Origin of the sequence: Thermomicrobium roseum DSM 5159, from assembly GCF_000021685.1 — a bacterium.
Taxonomy (GTDB): Bacteria; Chloroflexota; Chloroflexia; order Thermomicrobiales; family Thermomicrobiaceae; genus Thermomicrobium; species Thermomicrobium roseum.
The window spans coordinates 792,383-804,658 of the sequence record NC_011961.1 but is presented as its reverse complement, the minus strand read 5'-3'; the positions used below and the strand labels follow the sequence as shown (position 1 = coordinate 804,658).

Below are 12,276 nucleotides of genomic sequence, written 5' to 3'. Positions count from 1 at the left end.
ACTGACTGAATGCTCCGAACGAGTGTACCACATCGGGCGATCGATTCCTGATGCGTCGTCGCCCGATCGTTCACCAGAGGGTGCTCAGGACGATCCTCGTGCGCTGCGTTGACGGGTAACTGGCCGCGTGAGAGCCCGAGCGCAGGTCAGCGCGCGGGAGAACGTGCGTGCTGCCCCGGAATGAGCAGCGAACGGGTGAACCCTCGAGAGGGCGGATCAGTATGCGCCGCGGCCGGTGAGGACGACGGGGACAGTCCGCAAGATGACCTTGAGGTCGAGCCAGGGTGACCAGTTTTCGACGTAGTAGAGGTCGAGCCGGACCATTTCGTCGAAGGTGAGGTCGCTGCGCCCATTCACTTGCCAAAGACCGGTGAGGCCAGGGGTGACGAGGAGTCGCTGCAGGTGCCAGTCCTGGTACTCGGCGACCTCTTCCGGGACCGGGGGGCGTGGTCCGACGACGCTCATCTCTCCCTTGAGCACGTTGAAGAACTGCGGGAGTTCGTCCAGACTGGTGCGGCGCAGGAAACGTCCGACACGCGTGACGCGCGGATCCTGGCGGAGCTTGAACAGCAGGGGACCGCGCCCGGTCGCGCGCTGGAGGGATTCTTGGAGGCGCTCAGCACCGTCGTACATCGAGCGGAATTTGTAGAGCGTGAACGGCTTGCCGCCTTTCCCGATCCGGGTCTGACGGAAAAGGACGGGGCCGGGAGAATCGAGCTTGATGGCGAGGGCGATGAGCAGCATGAGCGGGGCCGCCAGGACGAGAACCATGGAGGCGATGAGGATATCCATCGTACGCTTGACGAACCAGTTCCATCCCTGGAGCTGGCTTTCCTTGATGCCGATCAGCGGGAGCCCTGCCACCTCGCTGATCTGGACGCGATCGAGTGCGAGTTCGAAAAGGTCCGGTACCAGGGAGAAGGCGACATCGAGTTCGCGGCACTGCTCGACGATCTCGAGGACACGATCGTGATGAGCGGGCGGCAGTGCGACGATCACCTCGTCGACATCGGTCCGGCGAATCAGATCGACGACCTCGTCGAGGGTACCGAGGTAAGGCGGTTGCACGACTCCCCGCTCGGTGCCGAGTGCCAGCGGCTCGAGCGGTGGCTCCAGATCGACGTAGCCGAGAACGCGGTAGCCGAGACGCGGATGATTGTAGAGATACTGCATGATGCGGCGGGCTGCTGGACCGCTCCCGATGACGACCACACGGTCGACGCCTCGATCGTGGGCCCAGAGCCAAGAGCGGATCCAACGACCGATCAAACGTTGGGTCACAAGCAGGACGATGGCCAAGAGCCAGGCGTAGATGAAGATCAGCCGCGAAGGGGAAAAGCGCGACAGGAAACTGTACAGGATGGTGATCGCCATGCCGGTGGTGACACCACTGGCGATGATCGAGGCCTCATCGAGAAAACTCGTCCAACGTGGGAGACGGTACAGTCCGCGGAGCGCGAGAATCAGCAGCGTGGCGGTGACGAAGAGCGCCGTGCGTCCGACGAAGGCGCTGAAGGGCTGGATGAACGAAGACGGAACCTCGCCACCGAATTCCCAGTGGTACCGGATCAGATAAGCGAGCCAGAAAGCGATGGCCAGTAATATCCCATCGAGGAGCGCTTGAGCGAAGCGCGGTATCCAGACACGCCAGAAGGAGCGCCGGCGTCGCGGAGCGATCACCGAGGTGCTGCGTACCGCCAATCCCGACTCCCCTTCGCCGTGCGTTGCCGCCGCGTCGTCGCGCATCGTGCCCCCCAGGCAACGCGTCGTGCTGCCGGTAGTATAGCGGAGGACACACGGTACGGACGCACACCGATCCTGTCGAGAAGGATCGCGGCGACCGCATCGGGATCGATCGAGCAACACGGTGGGAAGCGCCGAACGACCGGACGAGGAGCGTTCCGCTGATCGCTCGTCCGAGACGGGAAGAGAGCAGAGCGGGTGGACTGCCCCAGCTGTGGCAGCAATCGCTCTCGAGAGCGACAGGGAGCTGACGAAGAAGTGTCTCGGGCAGACCGATCACGGTGCTAGGATTGACGCGACCGAGCCAGGGCACGTGGCTGGACGAGGAGCGGAGGAGATGGAACGACTCTGGGCGCCGTGGCGACTGCGCTATGTGGAGGGAGAGATACGCCATCGGGGTTGCATCTTCTGCGAGAAGCCGGCGCTCGGTGACGATGTCGGAGAACTGATCCTGCTGCGCGGGCGGCGGGCGTACCTGATCATGAACCTCTTCCCCTACAACACGGGACACGCGATGGCGGTACCCTTCGACCACGTGGCGGACTTGGCCGAACTCGATCCGGCGACGATCGCTGAGCTTTTCGAACTGGTGGCATGGCTCACGACAGCGCAGCGCCGGGCCTTACGGTGCGATGGTTTCAACATCGGCCTCAACCTCGGTGCGGTCGCGGGGGCGGGGATCAGCGACCATGTGCATGTGCACGTGGTGCCGCGTTGGCAGGGGGATGCCAACTTCATGCCCATCCTGGCGAACACGATGGTGATTCCTGAGCTGATTCCCGTGACCTACGCCAAGTTGCGGGCGGAGTTGGAGCTTTCGGCGTTCGGTCGTGCGGACGACCTGGTGGTTCCGCAAGCGGGTGCCGTGGTGTGGCTGCCCGAGGAAAGGAAGCTCGCGATCCGGCGTGCTCGTGATGGGACACTGGTACTCCCGAAAGGGCACATCGAGCCGGGCGAGGCGGCCTACCGTGCTGCCTTGCGCGAGGTGGCCGAGGAGATGGGTTTGATCGCCGAGCTGATCGGCTGGGCAGGGGCGCTCGAGTTCGAGGCGGGCGGCAAGCGGCGGCGTGTCGTTTACATGCTCGTCCAGGCGAAGCCCGGGCCAGCATTCGCGCAGCACCTGGGGCGGGATACCGTGCTCATGGACGTGGAGGAGGCGCTGGCAGCGCTCAGTCACGAGGAAGTACGCGAGTTGGTCGCGACGACGATGCGTCGCATCGGGGTTCCTGTCGGAACGAGCCGATGATGCTGTCCGGCATACGTCGCCTCGTCCTCGTGGGGATGGTGATTTTGGCCGCGGTGCCGTTCGGCTCGGCCGCCGCACCGCCGAGCGCGTGCTTGGCGGTAGGTGACTCGCTCGCTGCCGGTGTGGGAAGTACGTTGCCGCGAGAACGAAGTGCGGCCGCGCTGCTCTGCGAGTGGGCGAGCACCTACTGGGGGGAGAAGAGCGAGCTCGTGAGTCTCGCGGTGCCGGGAGAACGCACCGAATCGTTTCTGCGCGGTGGGCAAGCGGAACGACTGCGCCAGACGGTGGCTCGCCTGCGAGCAGAGGGGCGGGCGATCCGCTTCGTGCTGATCAGTCTGGGTGGGAACGATCTTCTCCAACTCCGAGCCGCCGATGAGGTCGAACGGGAGGAGCAACTTGCAGCCTTCGAGGCGAACTATGCCGAGGCGATGCGGGTGATCCGCAGCGCTGTCGGCGATGTTCCGCTCCTGGCCCTCACGCTCTACGACCCGACCGAAGGGGATGCCAGGGCACCGCGGAGCGACAGCTGGTGGATCGCGCAGTTCGATCGGGCGATCCGAGCTGGTGCGGAGTCAGTCGGGGCGCTCGTGGTCGATCTGGACAAGGAGTTCCGGGGCCGGACGGGCGAGTGGACCTGGTGGCCGGTCGATATCCATCCGACCAACGCGGGATATGCAGCGATCGCTCGTGCGGCGTGGCGAGCGCTCGCCTGGGATCGCCAGGCACCACAGGTGGTGATCGAGCGGCCAGAGGCAGGAAGCCGTGTGGAGAGGCGGTTCCTGACCGTGCGGGCACGAATCAGCGATCTCGGCGGGATCGAACGCGTCGGGTTGTGGGTGGACGGGCAGGAGATCGGTACCCTCGATCCATTGCCGGGGGCCGACGAATGGATCACACTGTGGGAGACGCCGTGGCCGTTACCAGGCCCACCGCTCCGACTCGAAGTCCGTGCTGTCGATCGAGCAGGCAACGAGGGCCGGGCAGCAGTGGAACTCGTGCGACCATGAGTGGGGCGACGACGAAACGACCGGGAAACGACTCGCTCGGTCCCGATTTGGAAGGGCGCTTGGGAGCGTTCACGCTTTCCGATCTTCTCCAGATGATCGGGTACACGCACAAGACAGGAACACTGACACTGATCCAAGGCTGGAACACGCGCACGATCACCTTCGAGCGGGGGCGTATCACCTATGTGGCCGCTGGGTCGCGCTTGCCGACCTTGATCGAGCTCCTCGTTCGGGCGGGACGGCTGAGCGGTCGGGAGCTGGAGCAGTTGCAAGCAGAGCACCCGGACGAGGAAAGCCTCCTGACGCACCTGCTCGAGCGAGGGCGGATCGTCCCGGAGGATATCGAACGCTGTCGCGAGCAGCAGCTGGAAGTTGCGATCTATACCCTGTTCTTGTGGCGGAACTGTCGGTTCACTTTCCGCGCCGGAGAATGCCTGTACGAGGACGGCATCCCCGTGAGCGTCGACAGCTTGCAACTAGTCCTGGAGGGAACACGTCGAGTCGACGAGTGGATCCAGTTCAGCCCGGTCATCCCCTCGGTCTCGGTGATTTTTCGGCGTCGCAAGGTGGAGCGGCCGATCCCGCCGGAACTCGACACAATTTACCAGCAGGTAGATGGGCAGCGGGACGTGGCGACGATCGCCCGCGAGGTGGGTTGGACCCAGTTCGAGACAGCGCGGGCGCTGTACCGTTTGTACCGACTGGGTCTGGTCGAGGCGGTGCCGCCGAACCGGGTGAAGATCATCGAGCTGTTCACGCTGGCTGTCGAGTCGATCTATCTGAAGCTTGTCCTTTTCGATTATCCGCGTGTGGCGCTCGAGTTCGAGCAGCAACTCAACCGCTTCGCCCAGCAGCATGGGCTGCGGGTACGGATGGCCAGTGGACGCGTGATCAAGACCGACCGCGAGACTCCGCTGAGTTCCACTGAACTGATCGATCTCTACAAGCTGTTCATCGCTATCCAGAACAACAAGTTCCATAAGCTGTTCGACCCGGTCGTTGCAAATGGGCTCATGGAGGGACTCTACCGCCACGCCGATCCTGAGTTGCAGCAGATGTTGCGCATGTACGAGTTCTACGAGATCGAGGGGCTGTTTCCGCGACGACCGACGAAGGCCTCCACGTCCTCATCGGGGTGAGGCAGCAGGGTCAGCCAGGACTGCGGCGTGCGGTCGATCGCCCCTCGCTGGTCTGGTGGCCTCGCGGGATTCAGGTCGTGCGACCGGAATACCGAGCCAGTGCTTCGCCGAGCAGTTCGGCGGCGTGCTCGAGTACCGGCTCCGGCTGAACGAGCGCGAGGCGGACAGCGTTCCGACCTGCTCCCGGTGTCGCGAAGAAACCGCTGAGCGGTGCGAGCATGACCGTCTCGCCATGATGAGTGAAATCGGTCAGGAGCCAGGCGGCAAAGTGCGCCGCATCGTCGACCGGAAGCTCGGCGACGAGATACAGCGCGCCATCGGGTGGCACGACGTGGACACCAGGGAGCCGCGCCAGCGCAGCCAGCGCTGCGTCGCGGCGTCGTCGGTAGGTGGTGACGACCTCGGCAACGTAGGTGGCCGGGGCCTCGAGGGCAGCCGCAGCGGCGAGTTGAGCAGGGAGAGGGAGAGACAAGCGGAGTTCGGCGAGCGAGACAGCAGCCGCAATGACATCCGGATTCCGACTGATGAGAGCGCCGATGCGCAGACCACAGGCGTTGAAGCGCTTGGAAACACTGTCGATGACGATGACGTGCTGCTCCAGTCCTGGCATTTCCAGGGCGCTCGCCGCGCGTGAGCCGCGGAAGACCAGCTCGCGATACGTCTCGTCGCTATAGAAAAACAGCCCATGCTCGCGGGCCAGTTCAGCAATAGCAGCGAACTGGTCGCGCTCGTACAGCGTACCGGTCGGGTTGGCAGGGCTACAAAGCAGGATTCCTCGGGTGCGCGGTCCCAGTCGTTCCTGGATCGCCTGCGGAGTGACCGGCCCGTATCGTTCGGGGGCCGGGATCGGTACCAGTTCGACACCAGCGGCAGCGAGGATGCCATAGTACGGCGCGTAGAACGGTTCCGGCACCAGAATGCGGTCACCGGGGTCGGTCGTGGCCAGAACCGCGAGCGACAATGCCTCGCTCGCACCGCCGGTGGCGACTACCTGCTCGGGTGAGATGGCAAGGCCGATGCGCTCGTAGTACCGCGCCCAGGCGTCCAGTAGTTGGGGAATACCCTGTGACGCCGTGTAGACCGGCGGTTGCGTCGCAGCTGCAGCCAGCGCCGCCGCGACTCCCGGTGGGGGAGGTAGATCGGGTTGACCGATATTGAGGTGGATGACGTGAATTCCGCGTGCTTTGGCAGCTTCGGCGAGCGGCGCGAGACCGCGGATCGGTGACGGCGGGATCGAACGGACACGCGACGAAATCTCCGGTGCGACGGTACCTCGGGTCATCTTCCTCCCCCCACCCAACGACACGATTGGCCTCTGAGTGTAGCACTGCACTCGGTCGAGTGGCAGGCAGCGGGAGCGCTGCTGACGTTCGCCGATGCCCACTGTCGCTGGAATCGCTCCGAGCAACCGGCGCAGGGCCAGCGGGTGGGTGAGCCGGGGACCGGCGAGCAGGTGGGCGACATGTTACGCTTACCGGAGGGTTGCGGAGGTCAGCATGGCAGTCGACCGGAGAGGAGTGAACGCGCCCAACGGGCGACCCGACTTCCGTCAGCCTGGCGCGATTCTGCTGCTTTCCTGTTACGAACTCGGTCACCAGCCGCTGAGCGTAGCGCTCCCGCTGGCCACGCTGCGTGCAGCGGGGTATCAGCCCGTCGCTGTGGACACCGCGGTCCAGCGTCTCGACGACGAAACGATCGCGCGAGCGCGGGCGATCGCGATCTCTGTCCCGATGCATACGGCCTTGCGCTTGGGGGTCGCCCTCGGCCAGCGAATCCGCGCGGTCGCTCCGGCGGCGCATCTCTGTTATTACGGTCTCTACGCCTGGCTCAATCGTGATTATCTCTTGCGACACATCGCCGACAGTGTGATCGGTGGTGAGATCGAGCTGCCGCTCCTCGGACTGGTCCAAGCCCTGGAACGCGGTACGAGCGTCGACGTGCCGGGTGTGGTCACGCGCGAGCGACCGGCGGGGCCGGCTCTGATACGGTTCGAGTACCCGGTGCCAGCCCGTGATTCACTGCCGGGGCTGCGGCACTATGCGCATCTCGTGGCCGGAGAACGGGTGGTGCCTGCCGGTTACACGGAGACGACACGCGGCTGTCACCATACGTGCGCCCATTGTCCGGTGGTCCCGGTCTATCGGGGCCGCTTCTTCGCGATTCCGCGATCGGTGGTGCTCGCGGACATCCGTCAGCAGGTCGCGCACGGCGCACGGCACATCACGTTCGGGGATCCGGACTTCCTCAATGGGCCGACGCACAGTCTGCGCATTTGCCGAGCACTTCACGAGGAGTTCCCCGACGTCACGTTCGACTTCACCGCGCGAATCGAGCACATCGTCCGGCATCGAGACCTGATGTCCGAGTTCAGGCGACTCGGTTGTCTCTTCGTCGTGTCGGCGGTGGAGCTTTTGAGCGAGCCTGCCTTGCAGGCGATCAGAAAGGGTCACACCCGAGCGGACGTGATCGAGGCCTTGCGGATCTGCGATGCCGCAGGTATCGCGCTCCGTCCGTCGCTCCTTCCGTTCACCCCGTGGACGACCCTGGACGACTACCTCGACCTTCTGCAGTTCATCGAGGACGAGGAGTTGATCGAGCATGTCGATGCGGTCCATCTCTCCATCCGGCTCTTGATTCCTCCCGGCTCGGCCTTGCTCGAGCAGCCTGACGTGCTCCCGTATCTCGGCCCGCTGGACGAAGCGAACTTCACCTATACCTGGCGTCATCCGGATCAGCGGATGGATGCGCTCCAGCGACGCGTCGCTGCAGTCGTGGAACAGGCGACGCGGGAAGGCTGGGATCCCTACGAGATGTTCGCGGTCGTCCGGGCCGCAGCCTATGAGGCCGCCGGTCGGAGAGCCCCGAGTACGCCACCGAAGCGACGGACCAAGCGACCGGAGCCACCGCGGCTCACCGAATCGTGGTTCTGTTGAGCGGAGCCGCTCGAGGACCCGTCGGGTCCCGTCGCGAGCCAGGTGAGGATGGTGGATCAGCCACTTCGGTGATCGCGCACGAGGGAGGCGTCGACGGCGCGGGTGAGCTGCCTCCGAGCGTCCTCGCGTGCTGTGTGCCACGATGCCTGGGAGCGGGAGATCGGATGTCGCGAACCCTCGCCATGACCCGTCCGCCGTGCTGGATGTCAGCGCGGCTCGAAGCTCGCAAGCGATTTCACCCTTTCCCGGCGGGCGAGTGGGAGGAGCAGGAACCACGCGACCAGAGTCATGGCCGCGAGGGCGAGAAACAGCGGAGTGCCGATCAGGAGGCCAGGAACGAGGCCACCGAGAATCCCTCCGACCGAACCGACACCGTTGACGATACCGACGGTCACGGCAGCATCGCGGCCGCCAGCTTCTGCCGCGGCGACCCCGACGACGAGCGACTCGGCAGCATAGAGGGTGACGCCGAGCACCAGCAGGTCGATCGCGACGAGCCACCAGTGGCCAGTGCTAGCGGCGAGCGGGAAAAGGCTGAGGGTGACAGCGCATCCGAACAGCGCGAGGGACGCCGGGAGCAGACGGCGGGCCGCAAAGAAGCGGTCGGACAGCGTCCCGGCAACGACCGGCCCGGCCAGCCCCGCGAGGCCCAGGAGTCCAGCGAGGGCGGTAGCGGCAGTGGGCGTGAGCTGGGGCAGCGCATCGCGCACGAGGACCGGTGTCCAAAAGACGGTGGCGTAAATGACGGGCTTGAAAAGAAAATCAGCGAGACTGAGCATCCACACCGTTGGGTTACGAACGACTCGTCGTCGAGGATCCGCGCTCGCCGAGTCGCGCTGCTGACCCGGTTGTCCTGGAGGCTGTTGCCGAGCCGCGAGCCACCATCCGTAGAGAGCAGCGACAGTGACGGCGAGCAGGGTGCTCGCGGCTGGTGCGGCTCGCCAGTTGCCGATGAGCGAATAGGCGATCCAACCCAAGAAGACGGGTGCGGCGAGCGCTCCGAACGCGTAGCTGGTGCTCAGGAGGCCGAATACAGTGCCGCGGCGCTCGACTGGGGTCGAGCGCGCGACGTCGCTGCACACCGCCACCCAGCCGGTCGATTGCGCCGCTCCTTGCAGCACGATGACAGCGAGGAGGAACCATGGCTCAGGCGCGAGGGCGAGTGCGCCGGCGGCCAATCCGGCGCTGAACAGGCCGAGGACGACGAGGCGACGTGGCCCGATACGCTCGGCCAGCGTTCCGGAGACGAACTGGCCGGCTGCGTAGACCGTCAGGAACGAGGCATCGGCCACGCCGAGGAAGCTCCGGGTGAGCGAGAGGGAAGGATCGGCGAGGAGGCCGAGCTTGCTGGCAGCGAAGGCGAGACGGGGAAAGTAGAGCGTCGCGTAGGCGAGCCAGTTCGCGATGAGGACATGTCCTGGCGAGATGGCACGCGTTGGGAGCTGGCGTATCGGAGTAGACTGCTCGGTCCTGGAAGGCTGCATCACGAGACTGCACTCCTGCTGCACACTACTCCATCGAGGATGCTCGGGCAAGTGTGATCTCCGGTGTGCCGGGAAGATGCTCAGGAAACGTGCCGAGCCGCGCTGTACCTCGACTGGTCGGAGCGGTACTGCGAGGTCACTCGCGTCTGGTGCGAGTCGAGTCGACACTGCAAAGTCGAACCAGGGAGCGATGGCGTAACGGCGTGGGAAGAGGTTTGCCATACCGGCCAGCGGAGTAGACTAGTTCTCATGCGTTTCCGACGAGAGGTCGAGGGTGATGACGAGAGAGCGAGAAGAACGTGACCAGTGGGAAGAGCGGATACCGGAACGCTCGCTCGTCGTGCGCGAACCCTGGGCGTCCTACATCGTGCAGGGGCGGAAGACGTGGGAGATCCGGCGCTACCCGACGCGGGTACGCGGGCGCATCGGGATCGTGAGCCAGCGCGGATTGATCGGCGCAGTGCGCTTGACGCGGGTGCTAGGACCGTTCACGGTCGAGGAACTCCTGGAGGAAATCGAGCGGCATCTGGCGCCGGAAGCGTTCCTGCGGGAATATGCCCAGGAGCGCCCACTCTGGGCCTGGGAACTGGAAGAAGCGGAAGAGTTCGCCGAGCCGTACGAGGTGGAGCGGGCGGGTGGTCCGCGGATCTGGGTGGTCCGGCGGCAAGTGCGTCGCCGGGATCACTGAGGAGACGAGGCCTCGACCACGCCGCCATAGCCGACGACCAGGAGGCGGTCTGGCTGAAGCGCGCTGACGACTTCCGGCCGGTGGGTGGCGATGACCGCGGTGATCGCGAGGCGGCGGAGAAGTGTCCCGACCTTGCGCGCGACGCGTCCGGCGAGCGCTGGATCGAGGTGAGCGGCAAACTCGTCGAGCAACACCAGATTGGGGCTCTCGGCGAGCAAAAGAGCGAGGCGAGCCCGTTCCCGTTGACCAGTCGAGAGTTCGTGAGGACGTGCGCGCCAGAGCACGGCGTCACTGAGACCGACCGCATTGAGGAGTTCCATCGCCGCGACTGCATCGCCGGTTGCGGCGACGATCCGCTGCAACAGCGGTTCGCGTCCCCATGCTGGCTCGACTTCGCCGGGCAGAAACGCGGCAGCGGTCGTGTTGACGGGGAGCTCGATACGTCCTCCGTCCGGTGTAAAGCGTGGACTGCGTTTCCCGCTGGCGGCGCCCCAAAGCAGACGGAGCAGCGTGGTCTTGCCAGTGCCGGACGCGCCGACCAGGACGATCAATTCACCAGGCTCGATGGTCAAGTCGAGCCGGCGCAGGACAACGGTTTCGATGACGCGACGCTCGACACCGAAAGCGCGGAGGACTGCCTGGAGTTCCGGTGCGAGGTGGTGGAGATCGAGCGTCCGCCGGTACACCTTGCGCACGTGATGGAACCGGATCGGGGCAGCGAGTGATTCGGCAGTGCGGAGTGCTGGTCGATAGAGTTGTCCGCGGTGCTGGCGAGCGACCGGATCAGTCGCGATGAACTGTTCGATGCGTGCCTGTGCATCCGGTGTGAGTCCGAAAAAGAGAACTGGGCGCCCCGACGCGGTGTCCCAGAGATATCGGAAGCCGGCTCGCTCGAAGAAGGGGTTATAGCGGGCCATCATGGCCACTGTCTCGACGAGCACCTTGGGACGGCGCATCTCTGGGATACGCCGTTCGCTGATCCAACGAAGCGCTGTCGACACGAGGGTGTGACCGAGCCCTTCACCGCGATAATCCGGATGGATCACCACACGGGCGATCCGTGCCGCTTGGGTATCGCATTGCGCGAGTGCCTGCTCTTCGGCGAGCGCCCAAAGTTCATCAGGATCTCGGTAGGGCTCTCGCTCCCGCAGAAGGCGAACATGTCGTTCTGGCCAGTAGGTCGGCTCCAACCAATCGGCCGGGAAGACGAGACGTCGGATATGCCGGACGAGCGTTCCGTCCGGCAGGCGCCGGTGCATGATCGGTAATGGTGGATCGATGCGTACGTAGCCGACGATGGCTGGCTCGTACGATTGGCGATCGAGGAGTTCGGCGACGAGAAAACGGCTTGCCCGTGTGGAACCGAGGATTTCGCTGAAGCGCATCGGTCGGTGACAGGCGGGGCAGAGTGGGCGGGTATTGGCATCGAGTATCGACCCGTCTTCCGGACAGGTCCAGCGGGCGACTTTCTCATGCTCGCTCGCATAGTGCGATTGCTCCAGTTCCACGATGGCGAGAAAATCGGTCTCCCGTGCTGCCTCGCGAAAGAGGAGACGGTAGGTGGCGAGCGGTGCACCAGTGAGCGGCGAGCGACGCTCGTATCTCACCTCCTCTTGCCAAAGTGGCCAAACTGGAAGAAGGCCGTGCTCGACTGGACGCCAGAGTTGGAAGTCCTGGAAGTCGGGAGGATGGGAGGCGTCGCTGGCGAGAGCGAGGAGCACGCGCTCGTCAGGCTGAAACCATTGGGCGACGCTGCCAGTCATGGGAAGGACGAGCTCGTGGGTGCCGTCGCTGACCGCGAGGCGCCCGAACCAGCGATAACGCCAGCGTTCGATGATCGGTGCGATGACGCGAACCTCGCCAGGGATCATGAGCGAGCCTCCATGCTCTCTCGGGTCGACTCTTCGCTGCGCGAGTATGCGGCACGACTCAGGCATTGTCACGTGGGAGCGTACGCTTGCGCCGTGACGAGGCTGGCTCGCGCGCTCGTATCGTGAGACAGCGAGACGATCGGTCGCTCGCTCCTGCCGCGAAAC

General features: G+C 64.9%; 9 protein-coding genes. 5 read left to right on the top strand and 4 right to left on the bottom strand.

Going from position 1 to position 12,276, the window contains the following annotated elements:
* Positions 1-216: 216 nt before the first annotated feature.
* Complete coding sequence (locus TRD_RS12860) at positions 217-1,746, bottom strand: undecaprenyl-phosphate glucose phosphotransferase (RefSeq protein WP_143714828.1); 1,530 nt, start codon at positions 1,744-1,746, stop codon at positions 217-219.
* A gap of 334 nt (positions 1,747-2,080) precedes the next feature.
* On the opposite strand from TRD_RS12860, the gene TRD_RS12855 reads away from it, so the two are divergent.
* From TRD_RS12855 to TRD_RS12845, 3 genes are read left to right on the top strand one after another with little or no spacing between them, the layout of a single operon-like run.
* Entirely contained in the window at positions 2,081-2,989 is a 909-nt protein-coding gene (locus tag TRD_RS12855) for an NUDIX domain-containing protein (RefSeq protein WP_041437813.1), read from the top strand.
* A complete protein-coding gene (locus tag TRD_RS12850) occupies positions 2,989-3,996 on the top strand; it encodes a GDSL-type esterase/lipase family protein (protein WP_012643294.1) in 1,008 nt (335 codons plus the stop codon). Before TRD_RS12855 ends, TRD_RS12850 begins: the two co-directional genes overlap by 1 nt.
* Positions 3,993-5,135, top strand: coding sequence for a DUF4388 domain-containing protein (locus tag TRD_RS12845; RefSeq protein WP_012642962.1), 1,143 nt, complete (start codon positions 3,993-3,995; stop codon positions 5,133-5,135). The genes TRD_RS12850 and TRD_RS12845 overlap by 4 nt, the downstream gene beginning before the upstream one ends.
* Positions 5,136-5,205: 70 nt before the next feature.
* Here TRD_RS12845 and TRD_RS12840 read toward each other — a convergent pair whose 3' ends face one another.
* On the bottom strand, positions 5,206-6,417 hold the full coding sequence (locus tag TRD_RS12840; RefSeq protein ID WP_012642490.1) for a pyridoxal phosphate-dependent aminotransferase: 1,212 nt from the start codon (positions 6,415-6,417) through the stop codon (positions 5,206-5,208).
* 214 nt (positions 6,418-6,631) lie between these two features.
* Between TRD_RS12840 and TRD_RS12835 the strand changes: the two genes are divergently transcribed.
* A complete protein-coding gene (locus TRD_RS12835) occupies positions 6,632-8,068 on the top strand; it encodes a CUAEP/CCAEP-tail radical SAM (seleno)protein (protein WP_012643191.1) in 1,437 nt (478 codons plus the stop codon).
* 206 nt (positions 8,069-8,274) lie between these two features.
* Here TRD_RS12835 and TRD_RS12830 read toward each other — a convergent pair whose 3' ends face one another.
* Positions 8,275-9,552, bottom strand: coding sequence for an MFS transporter (locus TRD_RS12830; RefSeq protein WP_169302317.1), 1,278 nt, complete (start codon positions 9,550-9,552; stop codon positions 8,275-8,277).
* Positions 9,553-9,829: 277 nt separating this feature from the next.
* On the opposite strand from TRD_RS12830, the gene TRD_RS12825 reads away from it, so the two are divergent.
* Positions 9,830-10,240, top strand: a complete 411-nt coding sequence (locus TRD_RS12825; protein ID WP_052294149.1) for an ASCH domain-containing protein — start codon at positions 9,830-9,832, stop codon at positions 10,238-10,240.
* Here TRD_RS12825 and TRD_RS12820 read toward each other — a convergent pair.
* On the bottom strand, positions 10,234-12,111 hold the full coding sequence (locus tag TRD_RS12820; RefSeq protein ID WP_012642421.1) for a GNAT family N-acetyltransferase: 1,878 nt from the start codon (positions 12,109-12,111) through the stop codon (positions 10,234-10,236). The two genes, TRD_RS12825 and TRD_RS12820, sit on opposite strands and share 7 nt — an antisense overlap.
* Positions 12,112-12,276: the final 165 nt, after the last annotated feature.

What these genes read in the sequence shown, in the direction of transcription:
- TRD_RS12860 (WP_143714828.1), bottom strand. Translation starts at nt 1,746, where the DNA reads ATGCGCGACGACGCGGCGGCAACGCACGGCGAAGGGGAGTCGGGATTG.
- TRD_RS12855 (WP_041437813.1), top strand. Translation starts at nt 2,081, where the DNA reads ATGGAACGACTCTGGGCGCCGTGGCGACTGCGCTATGTGGAGGGAGAG.
- TRD_RS12850 (WP_012643294.1), top strand. Translation starts at nt 2,989, where the DNA reads ATGCTGTCCGGCATACGTCGCCTCGTCCTCGTGGGGATGGTGATTTTG.
- TRD_RS12845 (WP_012642962.1), top strand. Translation starts at nt 3,993, where the DNA reads ATGAGTGGGGCGACGACGAAACGACCGGGAAACGACTCGCTCGGTCCC.
- TRD_RS12840 (WP_012642490.1), bottom strand. Translation starts at nt 6,417, where the DNA reads ATGACCCGAGGTACCGTCGCACCGGAGATTTCGTCGCGTGTCCGTTCG.
- TRD_RS12835 (WP_012643191.1), top strand. Translation starts at nt 6,632, where the DNA reads ATGGCAGTCGACCGGAGAGGAGTGAACGCGCCCAACGGGCGACCCGAC.
- TRD_RS12830 (WP_169302317.1), bottom strand. Translation starts at nt 9,552, where the DNA reads ATGCAGCCTTCCAGGACCGAGCAGTCTACTCCGATACGCCAGCTCCCA.
- TRD_RS12825 (WP_052294149.1), top strand. Translation starts at nt 9,830, where the DNA reads ATGACGAGAGAGCGAGAAGAACGTGACCAGTGGGAAGAGCGGATACCG.
- TRD_RS12820 (WP_012642421.1), bottom strand. Translation starts at nt 12,111, where the DNA reads ATGATCCCTGGCGAGGTTCGCGTCATCGCACCGATCATCGAACGCTGG.